The organism is Streptomyces sp. SID13666 (genome assembly GCF_010548325.1).
Taxonomy (GTDB): Bacteria; Actinomycetota; Actinomycetes; order Streptomycetales; family Streptomycetaceae; genus Actinacidiphila; species Actinacidiphila fildesensis.
Window position 1 is genome coordinate 47,258 of the sequence record NZ_JAAGLX010000011.1, and the last position, 21,089, is coordinate 68,346.

A 21,089-nucleotide genomic window follows, 5' to 3' on the forward strand; every position below is an offset into this window, starting at 1 on the left:
CGTCACTTGCCCGTCGAGAGTTCGTAGAAGCGGAACATCGTCGGGTCCAGCGCCTTGTCCACGCCGGTCACACCGTCACGCACGACAGCGGTCTGCTTGCCCTGCCAGACCGGGATGATCGGGGCGTCCTCGGCGACGATCTTCTGGATCTCGGCGAAGGCCTCGTTGCGCACCTTGGGGTCGTTGGAGCCCTGCTCCTTGACCAGCAGCGCCTGGATCGCCGGGTTGTCGTAACCCGTGCCCAGGAACGGCGACTTGCTGAGGAACGGCGACACGTCGTTGTCGGCGTCCGGCAGGTCAGGGAACCAGCCGATCATGTACGAGGCGTAGCTGCCCGCCTTCTCGTCCTTCTGGTACTGCTGCCACTCGGTCGAGCTCAACTTGACGTTGAACAGACCGGAGGCGTCCAGCTGACGCTTGATCGCGGTGGCCTCGTCGGCAGCCGCGGCACCGTAGTGGCTCGGCGTCCAGGTGTAGGACAGCGCGACCGGGGCGGTGATGCCGGCGGCCTGCAGGATCGCGGCGGCCTTGGCCTTGTCCGGAGCGCCGTACTTGTCCTTGAACGCGTCCGTGTGACCGTCGATGCCGTTGCCGACCATCGAGTAGAGCGGGGCGACGGTGCCGTTGTAGGCGTCCTTCGCGATGCCCTCGCGGTCGATGACCTGCGCGACGGCCTGGCGGACCGCCTTCTGGTCCGACGGCTTCACCTTCGCGTGGAAGACGAAGTAGCGCTTCTCGGTGCCCGTGCCCTCGACGACCTTGACGCCCTGGGTCTTCTTCAGGTCGGCGGTGTCGGTCGGCGACAGGGTGCGGAAGGCCGCGTTGACGGTGCCGTCCTTGACGGCCGCCTTCAGCGCGGACGCCTCGGCGAAGTACTGCAGAACGAACTGGCTGTTCTGCGCCTTGACCGGGCCGCTGTACTTCGCGTTGACCTTGAAGGACGCCTGCTGCTTCGCGGTGTACTTGTCCAGGGTGTACGGGCCGGAGCCGATCACCTTGGTGCCCGCGAGGAGCTTGTCGGCCGGGAAGGTCTTCTCGTCGACGATCGCACCGGCGTCGGTCGCGAGGACCGACGGGAAGGTGGAGTCGGCGCTCTTCAGGTGGAAGATCACCTGGTCCGCGCCCTTGGCCTCGGTCGACTCCAGCGTGCCGAAGAGGCTGGACGGCCCGTTCGGGTCCGCGATCTTCAGCATGCGGTCGAACGAGAACTTGACGCTGGCCGAGGTCAGCTTGTCACCGTTGGAGAACTGAAGCCCGGCTTGCAGCGTGCAGGCGTAGGTCTTCGGGTCGGTGAAGGCACACGACTTGGCGGCGTCCGGCTCAGGCTTGGTGCCGCCCGTCGGGAAGCGCATCACCTTCTGGTAAACGCTGTCGATGACCTCCCAGGAGCCGTAGTCGTACGCTCCTGCGGGGTCGAGTGACGACACCGAGTCGATGGTCCCGACGATGACGGCGCCCTTGCTGCCGGACGCCGAATTGTCCTTGTTGCCACCGCACGCGGTCACACCGACGGCCAGGAAGGCCACGGCAGCTGCGGCGACGACACGCTTAGTACGTGACATCTAGTGATTCCCCTTGCTCAAATGCCGATCACTCGATTCGGCATTGACCAGTCAGGACACTAGTGGGAACGCTCTCCTTGCCCAGAACACGGAGAAGTTGAGGCAAAATCACATCCCGATAACGGCACTGCAGGTACCGATATGCGGACGATGGAACGATCCGCCCCTCTGTGTCGCAACCCGGACACAACGTCGCGTTTGTTGCCCCGATTCGCGCAAACGGATCATGCGCGTCCGTACCTGTCGACCAACTGAGGGGTGACAAAAATCACGTGACCAAAAATTGGAGCGGGGCGGAATTCAGCCAGCGCATTTCGTAACACGGAATGAGCAGCCGGGCGCCCAGAGTTTCCAAACTATTCAGCGGCATACGCTCAGTGAACAGTCGCATTCAGAGAGCGCAGAAAAGGCACGCTCAGCTGCTCCAGCGAGCCCACCACCGTGCGGCCTGGAGCCACCTCGATCGGGACGATCGAGGGCACCGCGACCACGTGGCAGCCCGCCGCCTCGGCGGAGGCGACCCCGGTCGGGGTGTCCTCCACGACCACGCACCGGGCGGGCTCCGCGCCGAGCCGGGCGGCGGCGAGCAGATACGGGTCGGGGAAGGGCTTGGTGCGGGCGACCTCGTCGCCGGCGAGGGTGAACGCGAAGTGCTCCGCGCCGAGCGTGCGCAGCACCGAGTCGATGATGTGCCGGTGCGAGGCGGACACGAGCGCGGTGGGCACCTGGTGCGCCGCCAGCTCCGTCAGCAGCCGCCGGGCGCCGGGCATCAGCGGCACGCCCCGGGCGATCAGCTCGACGAAGCGCGCGTTGATCGCGGCGGACAGCTCGGGCAGCGTGACCTCGGTGCCCGTGACGGCCATCAGGTGGCCCAGGCTGCGCGCCATCGGGCCGCCGACCACGATCGCGCGGTGCGCGCCGTCCAGGGCGTGGCCCAGGGCCGCGAAGACCTCCACCTCGGCGGCCCACCAGATGTCCTCGGTGTCGACCAGGGTGCCGTCCATGTCGAGGAGCACGGCCTGCAGCCCGCGGCCTTGGGCCGGACGGGTGTCGACGGCGGGAATGCTACTGGTCATGCGCACCACTCCTCAGCTGGGCCAGGGGGGCACAAAGGCCGGTCGCGACACACTCCTGATCGGAGTGCGGCGACCGGCCTGTGCCGGACCGTCCAGTGTACGTCGGGTCGCTGGCGAACGCTTAACGGGCGTTGAAGTACTTCGCCTCGGGGTGGTGAATGACGATCGCGTCGGTGGACTGCTCCGGGTGCAGCTGGAACTCCTCGGACAGCTTCACGCCGATCCGCTCGGGCTCCAGCAGCTCGGCGATCTTCGCCCGGTCCTCCAGCTCGGGGCAGGCCCCGTAGCCGAGCGAGAAGCGCGCGCCCCGGTACTTCAGGGCGAACATGTCCTCGACCTCGTTCGGGTCCTCACCGGCGAAACCCAGCTCGCTGCGGACCCGGGCGTGCCAGTACTCGGCCATGGCCTCGGCGAGCTGGACGGACAGTCCGTGCAGCTCCATGTACTCGCGGTAGGCGTTGGCGGCGAACAGCTCGGCCGTCGCCTCCCCGATCCGGTTGCCGACCGTCACGACCTGCAGACCCACGACGTCGATCTCGCCGGAGTCCTCCGGGCGGAAGAAGTCCGCCAGGCACAGCCGGCGGCCCCGGCGCTGGCGCGGGAAGGTGAAGCGGGTGCGCTCGCTGCCGTCGTCGTTGAGCAGGATCAGGTCGTCCCCCTTGGAGACGCACGGGTAGTAGCCGTAGACCACGGCCGCTTCCAGCAGGCCGTCGGTCTGCAGCCGGTCCAGCAGGCCGCGCAGCCGGGGCCGGCCCTCGGTCTCCACCAGCTCCTCGTACGTCGCTCCGCCCGCGCGGGCCTCCTTCAGGCCCCACTGGCCCTTGAAGAGCGCGCCCTCGTCGACCCAGGACGCGTAGTCCTTGAGCGGGATGCCCTTGATGACGCGGCTGCCCCAGAACGGCGGCGTCGGGATCGGGTTGTCCACGGCCACGTCCGAGCGGATCTGCCCGAGGTTGATCTCGGGCTCCTCCTCCACGACGCTGGCGCGCTTGGCCACCCGGCGCTGCTTGAGCTCCGGCAGGACGGCGCCGGGGACGCCGCGCTTGACGGCGATCAGCGCGTCCATCAGCCGCAGGCCTTCGAACGCGTCGCGGGCGTAGCGGACCTCGCCCTCGTAGATCTCGTGCAGGTCCTGCTCGACATAGGCGCGGGTCAGGGCGGCGCCGCCCAGGATGACGGGGTAGTCGGCGGCCATCTTGCGCTGGTTGAGCTCCTGCAGGTTCTCCTTCATGATCACGGTGGACTTCACCAGGAGACCCGACATCCCGATCACGTCGGCCTTGTGCTCGGTCGCCGCGTCCAGGATCGCCGCCACCGGCTGCTTGATGCCGAGATTCACCACGTTGTAGCCGTTGTTGGACAGGATGATGTCGACCAGGTTCTTGCCGATGTCATGGACGTCGCCACGGACCGTGGCCAGCACGATGGTGCCCTTGCCGTCGGCGTCGGACTTCTCCATGTGCGGTTCGAGGTAGGCGACCGCGGTCTTCATGACCTCCGCGGACTGCAGCACGAACGGCAGCTGCATCTGGCCGGAGCCGAACAGCTCGCCCACGACCTTCATGCCTTCCAGCAGGGTGTCGTTGACGATCGCCAGCGCGGGACGGGTCGTGAGCGCCTCGTCCAGGTCGCGGTCCAGGCCGTTCTTCTCGCCGTCGATGATCCGCCGCTGCAGGCGCTCGTCGAGCGGCAGCGCGGCCAGTTCCTCCGCGCGGCCGGCCTTGACGGACTTCATGTCGACGCCCTCGAAGAGCTCGAGGTACTTCTGCAGGGGGTCGTAGCCCTCGCTGCGCCGGTCGTAGATCAGGTCCAGGGCCACATCGCGCTGCTCCTCGGTGAGGCGCGCGATCGGGAGGATCTTGCTGGCGTGCACGATCGCGGAGTCGAGGCCGGCTTCCACGCACTCGTTGAGGAAGACCGAGTTCAGCACCACGCGGGCGGCGGGGTTGAGGCCGAAGGAGATGTTCGACAAGCCGAGGGTCGTCTGCACCAGCGGGTGGCGGCGCTTGAGCTCGCGGATCGCCTCGATCGTGGCGACGCCGTCCTTGCGGGACTCCTCCTGACCGGTGGCGATCGTGAAGGTCAGACAGTCGACGAGGATGTCCGATTCGAGGATGCCCCAGTTGGTGGTCAGGTCCTCGATGAGCCGCTCGGCGATGGCGACCTTGTGCTCCGGGGTGCGGGCCTGGCCCTCCTCGTCGATCGTCAACGCGATCAGCGCGGCACCATGTTCGGCCGCCAGCGTCGTGATCTGCGCGAAGCGGGACTCGGGACCGTCGCCGTCCTCGTAGTTGACGGAGTTGATGACGGCCCGGCCGCCGAGCTTCTCCAGTCCGGCGCGCAGCACCGGGACCTCGGTGGAGTCCAGCACGATGGGGAGCGTGGAGGCGGTCGCGAAGCGGCCGGCGACCTCGGCCATGTCCGCGGCGCCGTCACGCCCGACGTAGTCGACACACAGGTCGAGCAGGTGCGCGCCCTCGCGGATCTGGTCGCGGGCCATCTCGACGCAGTCGTCCCAGCGCCCTTCCAGCATGGCCTCACGGAACTTCTTCGAGCCGTTGGCGTTCGTCCGCTCGCCGATGGCGAGGTACGAGGTGTCCTGCCGGAACGGGACGGTCTGGTAGAGCGAGGCGGCGCCCGGCTCGGGGCGCGGGCTGCGGGGTGACAGGTCCAGGCCCCGCACCCGCTCCACGACCTGCCGCAGATGCTCAGGGGTGGTGCCGCAGCAGCCTCCCACCAGCGACAGCCCGTACTCGCCCACGAACGTCTCGTGCGCGTCCGCCAGTTCCTCCGGCGACAGCGGGTAGTGCGCACCGTCCTTGCCCAGCACCGGCAGACCGGCGTTCGGCATGCAGGAGACCTGGGTCCGCGCGTGCCGGGCCAGGTAGCGCAGGTGCTCGCTCATCTCGGCGGGGCCGGTGGCACAGTTCAGCCCGATCATGTCGATGCCGAGCGGCTCCAGCGCCGTCAGCGCCGCACCGATTTCGGAACCCAGCAGCATCGTGCCCGTCGTCTCGACGGTCACGGAGCAGATGATCGGGAGGCTGAAGCCGGCCGCCTTGAGGGCGCGGCGGGCGCCGACGATCGAGGCCTTGGTCTGCAGCAGGTCCTGGGTGGTCTCCACCAGGATCGCGTCCGCGCCGCCCGCGATCAGACCCGCCACGTTCTCCTCGTACGCGTCGCGCAGGGCGGCGTACGGGGCGTGGCCGAGGGTCGGGAGCTTGGTGCCCGGCCCGACGGAGCCGAGCACCCAGCGCGGCCGGTCGGGCGTGGCGAAACCGTCCGCCACCTCGCGGGCCAGCCGGGCGCCGGCCTCGGCGAGCTCGAAGATGCGCTCGGGGATGTCGTACTCACCGAGCGCGGCGAGATTGGTGCCGAAGGTGTTGGTCTCGACGCAGTCGACACCCGCGGCGAAGTACTCCTCGTGCACCGACCGGACGATGTCGGGCCGGGTGACGCTCAGGATCTCGTTGCAGCCTTCCAGGTCCTGGAAGTCCTCGAGCGAGGGGTCCTGGGCCTGGAGCATGGTGCCCATCGCGCCGTCGGCCACCACCACCCTGGTGGCGAATGCCTGACGCAGCGCGTCGGCTCGGGCTTGGCTGGCGAGGGTGGAGGACGACTGCGGGGCCATGGATGTACTCCCAGGAGTGCGACGGCTGTCGGCTTTACGTGCCTGGCCAGGGTAGCGGGCGCGGTGCGCGGGCCTCGAAAGAGTTCCGAGGGGTGGACGAAGGTGTCAGAATCTTCTCTGAGACTATGGGGTTCGACAATGTCGAACGGCTTGCGGAGGTTGGCGGATGCCCGGACCGATTCAGTCGCTGGCGAGGGCAGCCGCGATCCTACGGTTGCTGGCCGGCGGTGAGCGCCGGCTGGGCCTCTCCGACATCTCCTCCTCCCTGGGCCTCGCCAAGGGGACCGCGCACGGCATCCTGCGCACCCTCCAGCAGGAGGGCTTCGTCGAGCAGGACGCCGCGTCGGGCAAGTACCAGCTGGGCGCCGAACTGCTGCGGCTGGGGAACAGCTATCTGGACGTGCACGAGCTGCGGGCCCGCGCCCTGGTGTGGACCGACGATCTGGCCAGGTCCAGCGGCGAGGCCGTCTACCTGGGGGTTCTCCACCAGTCGGGGGTGCTGATCGTGCACCACGTCTTCCGCCCGGACGACAGCCGGCAGGTGCTGGAGGTGGGTGCCATGCAGCCGCTGCACAGCTCGGCGCTGGGCAAGGTGCTGGCCGCGTACGACCCGGTCGCGCACAGCGAGGCGGCCGAGAACGAGCGGCTCGCCCTCACCCCGCGCACGATCACCGACACGGCCGGCTTCGAGGACGTGCTGGAGCTCGCCAGGACCCGGGGCTGGGCGTCCGACCTGGAGGAGACGTGGGAGGGCGTGGCCTCGGTCGCCGCGCCCATCCTGGACCGGCGGCGGATGCCGGTCGGCGCGGTGGGCATCACCGGGGCCGTGGAACGGGTCTGCCAGGAGGACGGCGACATCCAGGCGCGCCTGGTGGCCGCGGTACGCGACTGCGCCCGCGCCGTCTCGCGCGACCTCGGCGCCGGACGGTTCTAGGGACTCGGGTCACGATCCGGAGTCCTCAGCCCCAAGCTCTTGACGAGGAAGATATTGCAGAGAAAACTGCCGTTCGGCGGTCGACATTGTCGAACACCGGACGGGACCCGGTCCGCCTGAATGGACGTAAGACAAGGGAGTCGCGGTGTCCAACAGCCATATCTTCTTCGGCGAGACCATCGGTACCGCCGTCCTCATCCTGCTGGGCGGTGGCGTCTGCGCCGCCGTCACGCTCAAGAGCTCCAAGGCCCGCAACGCGGGATGGCTCGCCATCACCTTCGGGTGGGGCTTCGCGGTGCTCACCGCGGTGTACATCTCCTCGAGCCTCTCGGGGGCGCACCTCAACCCCGCCGTCACCGTCGGCATCGCCGTCAAGACGGGCGACTGGAACGACGTGCCGCTGTACATAGCCGGACAGATGTTCGGCGCGATGATCGGCGCGGCGTTGGTCTGGGTGGCCTACTACGGACAGTTCCAGGCGCACATGGACGACAACGAGCTGGCACCGCCGCTCGGACCGGACAGCGGTCCGGCCGGACCGGTCCTCGGCGTCTTCTCCACCGGGCCTGAGGTCCGTAACCCGGTGCAGAACCTCGCCACCGAGATCATCGGCACCGCCGTTCTCGTCCTGGCCGTTCTCACCCAGGGCCTGACGCCGGGCCTCGCACTCTCCGGAACCGGCGCCCTGATCACCGCTCTGGTGGTCGTCAGCATCGGTCTGTCACTCGGAGGGCCCACCGGCTACGCGATCAACCCGGCCCGCGACCTCGGCCCGCGTATCGTGCACAGCCTTCTGCCGCTGCGCAACAAGGGCGGCTCCGACTGGGGCTACGCCTGGATCCCCGTCGTCGGCCCGCTCGTCGGTGCCGTTCTGGCGGGCGGCCTCTACCGGCTGGCCTTCGCGTAACCCCTCCTGTCCGACCGACGCAGACCCCTTGAGGAGCACACCGTGACCGACGCACACACCGCAGGGCCGTTCATCGCCGCGATCGACCAGGGCACCACGTCCAGCCGCTGCATCGTCTTCGACCGGGACGGCCGCATCGTCTCCGTCGACCAGAAGGAGCACGAGCAGATCTTCCCGAAGCCCAGCTGGGTCGAGCACGACGCCGCGGAGATCTGGACCAACGTCCAGGAAGTCGTCGCCAGTGCCGTCGAGAAGGCCGGGATCACCGCCGAGGACGTCAAGGCCATCGGCATCACCAACCAGCGCGAGACCACGCTGCTGTGGGACAAGAACACCGGCGAGCCGGTCCACAACGCGCTGGTCTGGCAGGACACTCGCACCGACGCGCTCTGCCGCGAGCTGGGCCGCAACGTCGGCCAGGACCGCTTCCGCCGCGAGACCGGCCTGCCGCTGGCGAGCTACTTCGCCGGCCCGAAGGCCCGCTGGCTGCTGGACAACGTCGAGGGCCTGCGCGAGCGCGCCGACCGCGGCGAGATCCTCTTCGGCACCATGGACAGCTGGGTCATCTGGAACCTGACCGGTGGCCCGGACGGCGGTGTGCACGTCACGGACGTCACCAACGCCTCCCGCACCATGCTGATGAACCTGCACACCCTGGAGTGGGACGAGAAGATCTGCGAGTCCATCGGCGTCCCGATGTCGATGCTCCCGGAGATCCGCTCCTCCTCCGAGGTCTACGGCACCGCCGCCGTCGGCGTGCTGGCCGGTGTGCCGGTCGCCTCCGCGCTCGGTGACCAGCAGGCCGCGCTGTTCGGCCAGACCTGTTTCGCCGAGGGCGAGGCCAAGTCGACGTACGGCACCGGCACCTTCCTGCTGATGAACACCGGCGAGAAGGCCGTCAACTCCTACAACGGCCTGCTCACCACCGTCGGCTATCGCATCGGTGACCAGAAGGCCGTCTACGCCCTCGAGGGCTCCATCGCCGTCACCGGCTCGCTGGTGCAGTGGATGCGCGACCAGATGGGCATCATCAAGAGCGCCGCCGAGATCGAGACCCTGGCGAGCTCCGTCGACGACAACGGCGGCGCGTACTTCGTGCCCGCCTTCTCCGGTCTGTTCGCCCCGTACTGGCGCGACGACGCCCGCGGTGTGATCGCCGGCCTCACCCGTTACGTCACCAAGGCGCACCTGGCCCGCGCGGTGCTCGAGGCCACCGCCTGGCAGACCCGCGAGATCGTCGACGCGATGAGCAAGGACTCCGGCGTCGAGCTGGCCGCGGTCAAGGTCGACGGCGGTATGACCTCCAACAACCTGCTGATGCAGACCATCGCGGACTTCGTGGACGCCCCCGTCGTCCGTCCGATGGTCGCCGAGACCACCTGCCTGGGCGCCGCCTACGCGGCCGGTCTCGCCGTCGGCTTCTGGCCCGACACCGACGCACTGCGCGCCAACTGGCGCCGGGCCGCCGAATGGACCCCCCGGATGGACGCGGACAAGCGCGACCGCGAGTACAAGAACTGGCTCAAGGCCGTCGAGCGGACCATGGGCTGGATCGAAGAGGAGAACTGATCAGAATGTCTTCCACCCTGCAGAGCGTCCCCACCCTCGGGACGCACCCGACCGCCGGCACCGACCCCAGCCGATCCGAGACCAGGGAGCTGCTCAGCCACGCCACGTACGACCTACTGGTGATCGGCGGCGGCATCCTCGGCACCTCGGTCGCCTGGCACGCCGCGCAGTCCGGGCTGCGGGTCGCGATGGTGGACGCCGGCGACTTCGCCGGCGCCACCTCGTCGGCATCCTCCAAGCTCGTCCACGGCGGGCTGCGCTACCTGCAGACCGGCTCGGTCAAGCTGGTCGCCGAGAACCACCACGAGCGGCGGGTGCTGGCCAAGGACGTGGCTCCGCACCTGGTCAACCCGCTCACGTTCTACCTGCCGGTGTACAAGGGCGGCCCGCACGGCGCCGCCAAGCTCGGTGCGGGGGTCTTCGCGTACTCGGCGCTGTCCGCCTTCGGTGACGGTGTCGGCCGGGTCATCTCCCCGGCGAAGGCCGTGGCCGACAACCCGGGCCTGCGCACGGCGAACCTCAAGGCCGTCGCGGTTTACCACGACCACCAGATGAACGACTCGCGGATGGCCGTCATGACGGTCCGCGCGGCCGTGGAGTCCGGTGCCGTGGTGCTGAACCACGCCGAGGTGACGGGGCTGCGCTTCACGCACGGCAAGGTCACCGGCGCGGAGCTGCGCGACAAGCTGGACGGGACGGAGTTCGGGGTGAGCGCCCGGCTGGTGCTCAACGCCACCGGGCCGTGGGTCGACCACCTGCGGACGATGGAGGACAAGGGCTCCTCGCCCAGCATCCGGCTGTCCAAGGGCGCGCATGTGGTGATGAAGCGGAAGGTGCCGTGGAAGGCCGCCATGGCCACCCCGATCGACAAGTACCGCATCACCTTCGCCCTGCCGTGGGAGGACCAGCTGCTGCTGGGCACCACGGACGAGGAGTACACCGGCGACCCGGCGGACGTCCGGGCGACCGAGGCCGACATCCAGCAGATCCTGGACGAGGCCGCGTTCTCCGTGAAGGACGAGCACCTGGACCGGGACCTCATCACCTACGCCTTCGCCGGGCTGCGGGTGCTGCCGGGCGGGCCCGGCGGCGTCGAGTCCGCCAAGCGGGAGACGGTCGTCTCCGAGGGCCGCGGCGGGATGCTGTCGGTGGCGGGCGGCAAGTGGACCACGTACCGGCACATCGGCCGCACGGTGATGAACAAGCTCGCGAAGCTGCCCGGCGGGCCGCTCGGCGAGGACATGGAACCGCAGAAGCTGCTCCCCCGGCGGATGCCGCTGCCGGGCCTCGCCAACCCGAACGCGGTCGCCCACCGGCTGCTGGTGGACCGCGACCCGGGCACGCGGATGGACCCGCTGACGGCGCGTCACCTCGCGAGCCACTACGGGTCGCTGTCGTTCGACATCGCCCGGCTCGTCAACGAGGACCCGACGCTCGGTGAGCGGATCCACGAGGACGGCCCGGAGATCTGGGCGCAGGTCGTGTACGCCCGCGACCACGAGTGGGCCCAGACGGCCGACGACGTGCTGCGCCGCCGCACCACGCTGACGGTGCGCGGTCTGGACACCGAGGCCGTCAGGACCCGGGTCGAGGACATGCTGGCCCGAAGGGCCTGATCCGTCCGGCGGTACACGGCACACGGCAGCGGAACGGCCGGGTGAGCGGGGATTCCCCGTTCGCCCGGCCGTTCGCGCGTCGCGCCGCCCGGTCCGCGGATCATGCGCTCCAATGCGGGTCGCGGCCGGAGAGCGCGAGGGCGCGTTCGAGATCGGTGGCCGGGCCGGTGAGTTCGACGGGTTCGGCGAAGCCCTTGTACTGGCGGTACATCTCGGCCTGCTGCTCGACGGCGGCGAGCACCACGGCGGCGGTCTCCTCGTCGGTGCGGAACTCCTGGCCGACGGTCTTCGCGACGTCCCAGCCGTGCAGCACCAGCTCGAGCAGGAGCATCGCGGCGATGTCGGCGGCGGGCATCTCGGCCCCGCCCATGTCGATACCGCCCTCCCACGCCTCGGGCCGGGCCCAGGCGGCGAGCGCGCGGTCGAGCTGCACCGCGTACGCCTCGGCCCACTCCGGGTCCGCGGTGAAGTCGTGCTCGGTGAGCTCCTCGGGGAGGGTGGTGCGCAGGGCGCGGTGCTCCAGGCCGTGGGAGGTGTAGAGCACCCAGTGGTTGATCAGCGTGCGGGCGTCGAACTCCGGGCACGGGGTCGGCGCGGTGAGGTGTTCCGGCGTGATGGTGCGGGCGATACGGGCGGCTTCTGCGGCGCTGCGGACCAGCTGCGGATGAAGGTTCATGAATCCCACGGTAGATCCGCGGCCGGGGCCCGTATTGAACAAACGCGACAGCTCAGAGGTCCTAGGCTGGCCGGATGACGACCCCGGAGATGGGGCGGGGAGTGCTGCGTCCCGCCGTGGCGGCCACCCAGTTCGAACTGCTGCGGGAGGAGCCGGCCGAGGCCGTCGCCCCGTACGTGGAGTTCTACTGGATCGTGCGCTGGGATCTGCGCGACCGGCCGCCGCACGAGCAGAAGGTCCTCTCGCACCCCAATGTGCATCTGGTCTTCGAGAAGCCCGAGACCGCGGTCTACGGGGTGCAGCGCGGGGTCTTCACCCGGGTGTTGCGCGACCGCGGCCAGGTGCTGGGCATCAAGTTCCGGCCCGGCGGTTTCCGCCCGCTGCTGGGGTCGCCGGTCGCGGACCTCACCGACCGGTCGGTGCCCGCCGCGGAGCTGTTCGGGCCCGCCGTCACCACCGCGGAGCGGACGATCCTCGGGGCGTCCGACGTATCCACCATGACCGCCACCGCGGAATCGCTCCTCCTGAGCCTGCTCCCCGGCCCGGACGCGGCCCCTGACCCGGTCACGGCGGAGGTCGCCGCCATGGTGGAGCGGATCACCGCCTCCCCCTCCCTGTTCCGCGTCGACGAGGTCGCGGACGACCTCGGAGTCTCCGTCCGCAGACTCCAGCGGCTCTTCGCCGAACATGTCGGCGCCAGCCCCAAGTGGGTGCTGCGCCGGGCCCGGCTGCACGAGGCCGCCGCCCGTGCCGACCAGGGCGTGGGCATCGACTGGGCGGCCCTCGCCGCCGACCTCGGCTACAGCGACCAGTCCCACCTGACCCGGGACTTCACCGCCACGGTGGGCGCCTCCCCGGCCCGTTACGCGGGCGAGTAGGCCGGAGCCTCCGCCGGCCCTCCCGCCCCCAACTCGTAGTCATTTAGGACTAGTTATTTATGACTATGCCGGGAAAGATGACTGGCAGCGCCGCGCTGTGTGCGGCCCCTGCTGAACCGGAGGCTTCAGGGATGTCGTCTACGCGCGAGCCACGCCCGACCCGGCAGCGGCCACATTCCGACGGAACGCCGGTCCCCTGGTGGGCCTTGGTGTTACTGATAGCCATCACGCTCGGGTCCTACGTGGTCCTTGTCGTGGTGGGACACCAGGATGCCGGAACCACGGCGGGTTCCCTCGGCACCCTCCTGACCGGCGTGCTGGCCGTCCTGGGCCTGACGCGCAGGCAATGACCCGGCGCCCGCCTTCCGGTTGGCGAATGAACCGGCAGGGAGTCCGCGCAGCGGCCCGTCCGGGGGCATAATGGCCGGATACATCGGAGGTCTGGCGGCGGGTAGCGGGACCAGGACAGGGGGAGGTCGCGATGGCGGTCACCGACGAGGCGATCGAGAAGATCAAGGAAATGATCGTCTCAGGGGCGCTGCGGCCCGGCGACCGGCTGCCGAAGGAGAGCGAGCTCGCGGCTGAGCTGGGGCTTTCGCGCAATTCGCTGCGCGAGGCGGTGCGGGCGCTGTCGCTGATCCGGATCCTGGATGTGCGGCAGGGCGACGGCACCTATGTGACGAGCCTGGATCCACAGCTGCTGCTGGAGGCGATGAGCTTCGTGGTGGACTTCCACCGCGACGACACCGTGCTGGAGTTCCTGGCCGTCCGGCGGATCCTGGAGCCGGCCGCGACCGCGATGGCGGCGCTGCGCATCCCGGGGCCGGAACTCGACGTGCTCCAGGGGAAGCTGGACGCGCTCGGCCCCGAGCCCTCCGTCGAGGAACTGGTCGCCTCCGACCTGGAGTTCCACCGCGGCATCGTGCAGGCGTCGGGGAACTCGGTGCTCTGCTCGCTGCTCGACGGGCTGTCCGGGCCGACCACCCGGGCCCGCGTCTGGCGCGGCCTCACCCAGCAGGACGCGGTGAGCCGCACCCTGCACGAGCACCAGGCGATCCTGTCCGCGCTGCGCGACCGTGACGCGGAGGCCGCCCGCTCCTGGGCGACCGTGCACATCGCGAGCGTCGAGCAGTGGCTGCGCTCCACGCTGTAGGACGCGTCAGACGGGCGCGGGCAGCGGGATGTCCTCGTCGAGCAGTCCGCGCTCCACGAGGGCGCTCCACAGCCCGTCGGGGATCTCGTACGTGAAGAGCGCGGCGTTGTCCCGGACCTCCTCCGGGCTCGCCGCGCCGACGACCGCGGAGACCACCGACGGGTGCCCGAACGGGAAGCGCAGCGCGGCCGCCCGCAGCGGGACACCGAACTCCGCGCAGACGGCCGCGATGTCGAGGGCCCGGCGCACCAGCTCGGGCGGCGCCGCCGCGTAGTTGTACGGGGCGCCGGGCCGGGGGTCGGCGAGCAGCCCGGAGTTGTAGACGCCGCCGACGACCACGGCGGTGGAGCGCTCGGCGCACACCGGCAGCAGGTCGTCGTAGGCGGTGCGCTCCAGCAGGGTCCAGCGGCCGGCGCAGAGCACCACGTCGACGTCGAGGTCGGCGACGAGCCGCGCGAGCACCCCGCTGTCGTTCATGCCGAAGCCGATGGCTCCCACCAGGCCCTCGTCGCGCAGCGCGGCGAGCGCGGGGAAGCCGGTCGCGTAGACCTCCGGCAGGTGGTCCTCGACATCGTGCAGATAGACGATGTCGACATGGTCGGTGCCGAGCCGCTCCAGGGAACCCTCCAGCGTGGCCCGGATCCCGTCGGCGGTGAAGTCCCACTCACGGGCGCGGGCCGGTGTGTCGACGAAGCCCTGGCCGTCGGTCCGCTCCCCCGGGGCCAGCGGCCGCAGCCGGCGGCCGACCTTGGTGGACAGCACGTACGAGGAGCGCGGCCGGCCGGCGAGCGCCCAGCCGAGGCGCTCCTCCGACAGGCCGAGGCCGTAGTGCGGGGCGGTGTCGAGGTAGCCGCAGCCGAGGTCGAGGGCGGCCGCCGTGACGGCGGCCGCGGTCGCGTCCGGCATGGCCCGGTACAGATTGCCCAGCGGCGCGCAGCCGAGGCCCAGGCGGGGCAGAGGCGGTACGGGCATGTGTCGGTCCTTGTCGTCGCGTCGGCCGGCCGGTCGGTCAGTCGGTCAGTGGGTCAGTCCTGTTTCTCGCCGCTCGCGAAGCGGGAGATGATCAGCGCCACGATGATGATCGCGCCGTTGAGGAACTGGTTCCACAGCGGGGGCACACCGCCCAGCGTCATCACATTGACGACCAGCTGCAGGGTGAGCACCCCGGTCAGCGCCCCGAAGAGGGTGCCCCGCCCGCCGTTGAGGCTGACGCCCCCGATGACGGTGGCGGCGAACACCTGGAAGATCCAGCCGTTGCCCTGGCTGGCCGAGACCGATCCGTAGTGGCCGGTGTACAGGATCCCGGCGAACGCGGCGAGCAGCCCGCCGAGCCCGAGCACGATCCAGGTGATGCGGTCCACGCGGATACCGGCGGCGCGCGCCGCCTCGGTGTTCCCGCCGATCGCGTAGAGCGCCCGGCCGTGCCGCAGATAGCCGAGGGCCAGGCCGCCGACCGCGAAGAGCACCAGGCAGATCCAGATGGCGGCGGGCGCGCCGAACCAGGAGGCCTTGCCGAGGTAGGCGAAGGACTCCGGCACGTTGACGATCGACTTGCCCTCAGCCACCCCGATCTGGAGGCCGCGCAGCATGGTGAGCATCCCGAGCGTGGCGATGAAGCCGTTGACACGCAGCTTGAGGATGAGGAAGCCGTTGATGCCGCCGATCACCACGCCGACCGCCAGGCAGACCGGGATCGCGGTCCAGGACGGCAGTACGCCCAGACCGTGGAAGGTCGCGGGGCCCGACGAGGGCAGCACCAGCCACATGGCGATGACCGGGGCCACGCCGATGGTGGATTCCAGCGACAGGTCCATCCGGCCGCTGATGAGGATGAGCGCCTCGGCCAGCACCAGCAGGCTCAGTTCGGTGGACTGCTGGGCGACACCGATCAGGTTGTCGGAGGTCAGGAAGGCCGGCGAGACGATGAAGCCGATCACGCACAGCACCAGCAGCACCGGGATCAGCGACAGGTCCCGGTAGCGGGCCAGCTGGAAGCTCAGACCTCCCGGCCGGCGCGTCTTGGAGGTGCCGACCGGCTCCACGGTCAGCTGGGTGGTGTCACTCATCTTCGTCGTCTCCCTTACGGCCGCCCGGGGTCACGGGCAGTCCTTCCATCGCGGAGACCACGTCCCTGTCGGTCCATCCGCTGTCGAACTCGGCGATCACCTGCCCGTGGAACAGGGCCAGGACGCGGTCGCAGACCCGCAGGTCGTCCAGCTCGTCGGAGACGATGACCGCGGCGTTCCCGCTGTCCGCCACCTCCCGCACCACACCGAGCAGGGAGTCCTTGGACTTGACGTCGACGCCCGCGGTCGGCCTGATCGCCACCAGCACCCGCGGTTTGCGGGCCAGTGCCCGCGCGATGACGACCTTCTGCTGGTTGCCGCCGGACAGGTCGGAGACCGACTGGCCGGGTCCCGAGGTCTTGATGTCCAGCGAGTCGATCATCGACTGCGCGAACTCCCGGGTGCGGGAGGGCAGCACGGTGCCGTACGGGCCGAGCTGGTCCGTGACGGTGAGCGTCGCGTTCTCCGCGACGCTGCGGCCCAGCACCAGCCCCTGCCGGTGCCGGTCCTCCGGCACGTAGCCGATCCCGGCGCCGAGCGCGTGCGGCACGCTCCCCGGCCGTACGGTCCGGCCCGCGACGACGGTCCGGCCGGCGGTGGGCTTGCGGAGCCCCACCAGGGTCTCCCCCAGCGCCGTGTTGCCGCTGGCGGTCGCCCCGGCCAGGCCGAGCACCTCGCCGGGGCGCACGGTGAAGTCGATGGCCCGATAGGCGCCGTCGAGCGCCAGCCCCTCGGCGCGCAGCACGGGTTCGTCCTCCCGCCGCACCGTGGCGCCCGCCTGCCAGGCGGTGGCGGACTGCGCCGCGTCCCCGGTCATCGCCTGCACCAGGTCGGCCTTGCCCAGCTCCGCGACGGGCGCGGTGAGCACATGCCGGGCGTCACGGTAGACGGTGACGGTGGTGCACAGGTCGTACACCTCCTGGAGGTGGTGGGAGATGAACAGGAAGGCGACGCCCTGCCGCTGCAGTTCGCGCAGCCGGGCGAAGAGCCGCTCGATACCCGCCGCGTCGAGCTGGGCGGTCGGCTCGTCGAGGATGATGAAGCGGGCGCCGAAGGAGAGTGCTCGCGCGATTTCCACGAACTGCCGCTGCTCGACGGTCAGATCCTTGGCGCGCGCCGCCGGATCGACCTCGACGCCGTACTCGGCGAGCAGGTCACGGGCCCGCTGGCGCAGCTTCGGCCAGCGGATCCGGCCCTCCCCGAACCGGCCGGCCGCGAGGCCGTACCGGTTCAGGAAGAGGTTCTCCGCGACGGTCAGATCCGGGACGACCATGGACTTCTGGTAGACGCAGGCGACCTTCGACTGCCAGGCGGTGGTGTCCCCGAACGCGGGCGCCGCCTCGCCCTGGAAGGCGACGGAGCCCGCGTCCGGGGCGTGCAGCCCGGTCAGTACGGAGACGAGGGTGGACTTGCCGGCCCCGTTGCGGCCGACGAGCGCGTGGGACTCGCCGGCCTGCACCGTCAGCCGCACCCGGTCGAGCGCGACGGTCGGCCCGAAGCGCTTGACGACGCCCTCGGCGTGCACGGCCGGCGGCGGTGCCCCGGCCGCCGGCTCCTGGCCGGGGAGTTCCTTGGCTGGTGCCTGGGACATGGTCAGCTCTTTCCGAGCTGGTTGGCCCACAGCGCGGCATCGTCCACGTTGCTCTTGGTGACGAGCGGGGCGGGCAGCTGGTCCTCCAGACCGTTCGGGATCTTGATGATGTTGGAGCCGTGGTCGGTCGGACCGGGCTGGAACGTCTTGCCGTCCAGCGCGGCCTTCGCGTAGAAGAGCGCGTACTTGGCGTAGAGGTCGGCGGGCTGCGAGACCGTCGCGTCGATCTTGCCCTCGCGGATCGCCTTCAGCTCCTCGGGGATCCCGTCGTTGGAGATGATGGTGATGTGGCCTGCCGTGCCCGGCGGCTTGAGCAGGTGCTTCTGCTCCAGCAGGGCGAGAGTGGGCTGCAGGAAGACGCCGCCGGCCTGCATGTAGATGCCGTTGATGTCCGGGTCGGAGGCGAGGGTGGCCTGCAGCTTGGAGGAGGCGACGTCGCCCTTCCAGTCGGTGGCCAGCTCGATGACCTTGATGTTCGGGAACTTCTCCTTCATGCAGGACGCGAACGCCTCCGAGCGGTCCCGCCCGTTGATGGAGTCGAGCGCGCCCTGGAACTCGACGACCTTGCCCTTGCCGGCGAGCTGCTGGCCGAGGTATTCGCACGCCTTCTGCCCGTACGCCTTGTTGTCGGCGCGCACCACCATGTAGACGTCGCCCTTGTCGGGGCGGGTGTCGACGCTGATGACCGGGATCTTCTTGTCCGCCAGGCGTTCCAGGGTGGAGGCGATGGCGCCGGTGTCCTGCGGGGCCATCACCACCGCCTTGGCGCCCTGGTCGGTGAAGGTCTGGGTGTTCGCGACGAGCTTGGTGATGTCGTTCTGCGAGTTGCTGCGCGGCAGTGCGGAGACGACCCCGTCCTTCACGCCCTTCTCGATGTACTGCTGGTACGAGTTCCAGAAATCGCTGTCGGCACGCGGCAGGTCGATACCGACCTTGCCCGAGGTGCCCGCCTTGTCGTCGCTGCCGCGATTGCAGCCGGCGACGGCGGTGACCGCGAGGAGTGCCGCGCACGCCGTGACCATGGTGCTCGTGAGGGAACGCTGCCGCAGTCTCATCGTCGAGTCCTGCCCTTCTTGGTGTGTAGCGGCTCGGAATGCTTACGCCCTGGGAGGCGATGGGGAGTGGATCAGCGAGCGGTGTCCTGTGGCTTCGGATCCAAGGCGGAGGAGGGAGGCGACGCGGAGCGTCGTCGACCGACGACAACGCCGGAGCCGGAGTCGCAGGACACCGGGAGCCCGCTCCCTATTGCCCCCCAGGGCGTTGGGGGGTGGGGCGGAGTCTCAGTCCTTGCATGCCACCGTCGACGGCCAGTGCCGTCCCGGTGACGCTCCCGGCGGCGGGGCTCGCCAGGTAGGCGATGGCCGCGGCGACCTCGTCGGCGGCGACGAGGCGGCCCAGCGGTTGCCGGGCGTTCAGTGCGGCGCGCTCGGCGGCCGGATCATCGGCACGGTCGAGCAGTCTGCCGATCCAGGGGGTGTCGGCGGTACCGGGATTCACGCAGTTCACGCGTACGCCCTCGCGGACGTGGTCGGCGGCCATCGCGAGCGTCAGCGAGAGCACCGCGCCCTTGCTGGCGCTGTACAGGGCGCGCTGCGGAAGTCCCGCGGTCGCCGCGATGGAGCAGGTGTTGGTGATGGACACACAGCCGGGGCGGTCCGCGGCGGCGGCCCGCAGGTGCGGCAGCGCGGCCCGCGCGGTGCGCACCATGCCGAGGACGTTGATGTCCAGGACGCGGAGCCATTCGTCGTCGTCGTTCTCCTCGACGGTGCCGATCGCGCCGATCCCCGCGTTGTTGACGAGGATGTGCAGGCCGCCGAGGAGTCCGACGGCCTCGGCGACCGCGGCCCGTACCGCGGGGCCGTCGGCGACGTCCGCCGTGACGGCCAGGGTGCCGGGCGGCGCTCCCGCGGGGTCGCGGTCCAGGACGGCGACGCGCGCGCCGCGCGCGGTGAGCAGGGCGGCGGTGGCGGCGCCGATGCCGGAGGCGCCGCCGGTCACGAGGGCGGTGAGCCCCCGCAACTCACGGTCTTGGATGTTGTTCATGCGGATCCTTCCTGGCGGGCCTGCGAAACAGTGCGGTCCTCCTGCCGGGCCTGCCAGACCGGGCCTTCCGGGTAGCGGTGGTCGGCGATGGATCGGGGTTTCATCCGGGCGGAGAAGCCGGGACGGGCGGGGGCGCGGTAGCGGCCGTGGTCGATGACGACGGGGTCCTCGAAGTGCTCGTGGAGGTGCTCCACGTATTCGATGACCCGGTCGTCCCAGCTCCCGGAGACGGCGACGTAGTCGAACATCGCCAGGTGCTGCACGAGCTCGCACAGGCCGACACCGCCCGCGTGCGGGCAGACCGGCACCCCGAACTTGGCGGCCAGCAGCAGGATCGCGATGTTCTCGTTGACCCCGGCGACGCGGGCCGCGTCGATCTGGACGAAGTCCACGGCGCCGGCTTGCAGCAGCTGCTTGAACATGACGCGGTTGGCGGCGTGTTCACCGGTGGCAACCTTGACGGGCTGCCCGGCGCGTACCGCGGCGTGCGCGAGGATGTCGTCCGGGCTGGTGGGTTCCTCGATCCAGTACGGGTCGTAGGCGGCCAGGGCCTTCATCCACTCCAGCGCGGCGGAGACGTCCCAGCGCTGGTTGGCGTCGACGGCGATCCGGATGTCCGGGCCGACGGCCTCGCGGGCGATCCGCATCCGGCGCAGGTCGTCGCCGAGATCGGCGCCGACCTTGAGCTTGATCTGGTGGAAGCCGTCGGCGACGGCTTCCTTGGACAGCCGGGCGAGCTTCTCGTCGGAGTAGCCGAGCCATCCCGGTGAGGTGGTGTACGCGGGGTAGCCGCGGTCGCGCAGCAGCGCGGCCCGTGCGGCCCGGCCGGGTTCCGCGGCGCGCAGGATGTCCAGCGCCTCCTCGCGGGTGAGCGCGTCGGTCAGATAGCGGAAGTCGACCATGTCCACGATCTGTTCCGGGCTCATCGAGGCGAGGAACTCCCAGACCGGCTGGCCGGCCCGCTTGGCGGCCAGGTCCCAGGCCGCGTTGATGACGGCGCCGGCCGCCATGTGCATGACGCCCTTCTCCGGGCCCAGCCAGCGCAGCTGCGAGTCATGGGTCAGTTCCCGGTGGAGTCCGCCAAGATCACCGGTAATACTGTCCACGCCGCGTCCCAGTACATAGGGTCGCAGGGAGCGGATCGCGGCGGCGGTGACATCGTTGCCGCGGCCGATCGTGAAGCAGAAGCCGTGCCCCTCCAGGCCGTCGGGGTCATCGGTGCGCAGAACTACGTAGGCGGCGGAGTAGTCGGGGTCGGGGTTCATGGCGTCCGAGCCGTCGAGCTGCTCCGAGGTCGGGAAGCGTATGTCGTAGACGTCGACCTCGGTAATGGTCGGACTCATGTACACCCCCGTCGTGAGACATCGGATCTTTTTTCGAACAACCG

The 21,089-nt window shown here is 70.1% G+C and carries 17 protein-coding genes; 7 read left to right on the plus strand and 10 right to left on the minus strand.

Going from position 1 to position 21,089, the window contains the following annotated elements; genetic code table 11:
• Window positions 1–2 precede the first annotated feature (2 nt).
• The 3 genes from G3I60_RS16910 to metH form a co-directional block, all read right to left on the minus strand.
• The gene (locus G3I60_RS16910) at window positions 3–1,562 is read right to left on the minus strand and encodes an ABC transporter substrate-binding protein (RefSeq protein WP_164293734.1); all 1,560 of its coding nucleotides are present in this window, start codon (window positions 1,560–1,562) and stop codon (window positions 3–5) included.
• Between the two features lie 374 nt (window positions 1,563–1,936).
• Window positions 1,937–2,638 carry an HAD family phosphatase gene (locus G3I60_RS16915; protein ID WP_164293735.1) on the minus strand — a complete coding sequence of 234 codons (702 nt, stop codon included), beginning with the start codon at window positions 2,636–2,638 and terminating at the stop codon, window positions 1,937–1,939.
• Window positions 2,639–2,759: 121 nt separating this feature from the next.
• Complete coding sequence (gene metH, locus G3I60_RS16920; protein ID WP_164293736.1) at window positions 2,760–6,269, minus strand: methionine synthase; 3,510 nt, start codon at window positions 6,267–6,269, stop codon at window positions 2,760–2,762.
• Between the two features lie 166 nt (window positions 6,270–6,435).
• Here metH and G3I60_RS16925 point away from each other — a divergent pair, with 166 nt between their 5' ends.
• From G3I60_RS16925 to G3I60_RS16940, 4 genes are all read left to right on the plus strand, one after another.
• Window positions 6,436–7,203, plus strand: coding sequence for an IclR family transcriptional regulator (locus G3I60_RS16925; RefSeq protein ID WP_138354795.1), 768 nt, complete (start codon window positions 6,436–6,438; stop codon window positions 7,201–7,203).
• A 145-nt stretch (window positions 7,204–7,348) separates the two neighbouring features.
• Window positions 7,349–8,110, plus strand: coding sequence for an MIP/aquaporin family protein (locus G3I60_RS16930; RefSeq protein WP_164293737.1), 762 nt, complete (start codon window positions 7,349–7,351; stop codon window positions 8,108–8,110).
• A 42-nt stretch (window positions 8,111–8,152) separates the two neighbouring features.
• Entirely contained in the window at window positions 8,153–9,679 is a 1,527-nt protein-coding gene (gene glpK, locus G3I60_RS16935) for a glycerol kinase GlpK (protein WP_138354793.1), read from the plus strand.
• A 5-nt stretch (window positions 9,680–9,684) separates the two neighbouring features.
• Window positions 9,685–11,295, plus strand: a complete 1,611-nt coding sequence (locus G3I60_RS16940; RefSeq protein WP_164293738.1) for a glycerol-3-phosphate dehydrogenase/oxidase — start codon at window positions 9,685–9,687, stop codon at window positions 11,293–11,295.
• Between the two features lie 100 nt (window positions 11,296–11,395).
• Here the strand turns inward: G3I60_RS16940 and G3I60_RS16945 are convergent, their stop codons facing one another.
• Window positions 11,396–11,971, minus strand: a complete 576-nt coding sequence (locus tag G3I60_RS16945; RefSeq protein ID WP_164293739.1) for a TIGR03086 family metal-binding protein — start codon at window positions 11,969–11,971, stop codon at window positions 11,396–11,398.
• A 74-nt stretch (window positions 11,972–12,045) separates the two neighbouring features.
• Between G3I60_RS16945 and G3I60_RS16950 the strand changes: the two genes are divergently transcribed.
• The 3 genes from G3I60_RS16950 to G3I60_RS16960 all read left to right on the plus strand — a co-directional run bounded on the left by G3I60_RS16950 (window position 12,046) and on the right by G3I60_RS16960 (window position 14,002).
• On the plus strand, window positions 12,046–12,849 hold the full coding sequence (locus G3I60_RS16950; RefSeq protein ID WP_203673138.1) for a helix-turn-helix domain-containing protein: 804 nt from the start codon (window positions 12,046–12,048) through the stop codon (window positions 12,847–12,849).
• Window positions 12,850–13,058: 209 nt separating this feature from the next.
• Window positions 13,059–13,199 carry a hypothetical protein gene (locus G3I60_RS16955; protein WP_164293740.1) on the plus strand — a complete coding sequence of 47 codons (141 nt, stop codon included), beginning with the start codon at window positions 13,059–13,061 and terminating at the stop codon, window positions 13,197–13,199.
• A gap of 131 nt (window positions 13,200–13,330) precedes the next feature.
• The gene (locus G3I60_RS16960) at window positions 13,331–14,002 is read left to right on the plus strand and encodes a FadR/GntR family transcriptional regulator (protein WP_138354790.1); all 672 of its coding nucleotides are present in this window, start codon (window positions 13,331–13,333) and stop codon (window positions 14,000–14,002) included.
• A gap of 6 nt (window positions 14,003–14,008) precedes the next feature.
• Here G3I60_RS16960 and G3I60_RS16965 read toward each other — a convergent pair whose 3' ends face one another.
• The 6 genes from G3I60_RS16965 to G3I60_RS16990 form a co-directional block, all read right to left on the minus strand.
• Entirely contained in the window at window positions 14,009–14,974 is a 966-nt protein-coding gene (locus G3I60_RS16965) for an aldo/keto reductase (protein WP_164293741.1), read from the minus strand.
• A gap of 53 nt (window positions 14,975–15,027) precedes the next feature.
• Window positions 15,028–16,068, minus strand: coding sequence for an ABC transporter permease (locus G3I60_RS16970; protein ID WP_138354788.1), 1,041 nt, complete (start codon window positions 16,066–16,068; stop codon window positions 15,028–15,030).
• Entirely contained in the window at window positions 16,061–17,659 is a 1,599-nt protein-coding gene (locus tag G3I60_RS16975) for a sugar ABC transporter ATP-binding protein (RefSeq protein WP_164293742.1), read from the minus strand. The genes G3I60_RS16970 and G3I60_RS16975 overlap by 8 nt, the downstream gene beginning before the upstream one ends.
• A gap of 2 nt (window positions 17,660–17,661) precedes the next feature.
• A complete protein-coding gene (locus G3I60_RS16980) occupies window positions 17,662–18,714 on the minus strand; it encodes a sugar ABC transporter substrate-binding protein (protein WP_138354786.1) in 1,053 nt (350 codons plus the stop codon).
• A 187-nt stretch (window positions 18,715–18,901) separates the two neighbouring features.
• On the minus strand, window positions 18,902–19,702 hold the full coding sequence (locus G3I60_RS16985; protein ID WP_138354785.1) for an SDR family NAD(P)-dependent oxidoreductase: 801 nt from the start codon (window positions 19,700–19,702) through the stop codon (window positions 18,902–18,904).
• On the minus strand, window positions 19,699–21,045 hold the full coding sequence (locus G3I60_RS16990; RefSeq protein ID WP_164293743.1) for an L-fuconate dehydratase: 1,347 nt from the start codon (window positions 21,043–21,045) through the stop codon (window positions 19,699–19,701). The genes G3I60_RS16985 and G3I60_RS16990 overlap by 4 nt, the downstream gene beginning before the upstream one ends.
• Window positions 21,046–21,089: the final 44 nt, after the last annotated feature.